Consider the following 758-nt stretch of genomic DNA (forward strand, 5'->3'; position numbering starts at 1 on the left):
AGGATATAATATCCCTTATCTTTCTTTACAATTTCACAACTTCCAAAAACGTCTTCCATCTTATTTCTAGCACTTGGAGCCCCTTGTTTTTTCTGAATGACGATGGTTAAATCTCCTCCGTCTTTCAAGAAATCTCTGCTCTTTTCGATAATCTCATGAACAACCTGTTTGCCCGCTCGAATCGGCGGATTGGAAATAACATGGTCAAACTTCCCTTCAACTTGTTCATAGATATTGGATTGGAAAATCGTTGCTTCTACTTTATTACGTTCAGCATTTTGTCGCGCTAGGTCCAAGGCACGATTATTGATATCGACCATGGTTACCTGAGCTCCATAAGCCTTGGCTAACGACAAACCCAATGGCCCATAACCACAACCCACATCAAGGACCTTCTCTCCTTCATTGACCTCTAGGCACTTAAGCAAGAGCTGACTCCCAAAGTCAACCATTTTCTTGCTGAAAACACCCGCATCCGTCAAAAAGGTCATGTTTTCTCCCAACAACTCCACTCTCAACTCATGAATGTCGTGAGCAGCATCAGGATTTTCTGCATAATACATTTTACTCATAAAACTATTTTACCATAATTTGGCTTGAATTGTAAATCGTTTACAAAGTGATGATCAAATGAAAAAGACTGAAGAATCCTAGTCAAAAAACCTTTTCTTCAATCTCTTTCAATTATTAGAAATACATTACAATCTATCGGGAACTACAAATTATCATAGTCAGGAAAAAACAGTTCGTCTGCAATC

At 38.7% G+C, this 758-nt stretch carries 1 protein-coding gene; it reads right to left on the reverse strand.

Translation table 11 applies throughout. From position 1 onward, the window contains the following. Positions 1–572: class I SAM-dependent methyltransferase (locus GMD5S_RS0209765; RefSeq protein WP_081583150.1), on the reverse strand; the 572-nt coding region annotated here is incomplete at its 3' end. Between the last annotated feature and the right edge of the window lie 186 nt (positions 573–758).

Origin of the sequence: Streptococcus sp. GMD5S (genome assembly GCF_000298715.2) — a bacterium.
Taxonomy (GTDB): Bacteria; Bacillota; Bacilli; order Lactobacillales; family Streptococcaceae; genus Streptococcus.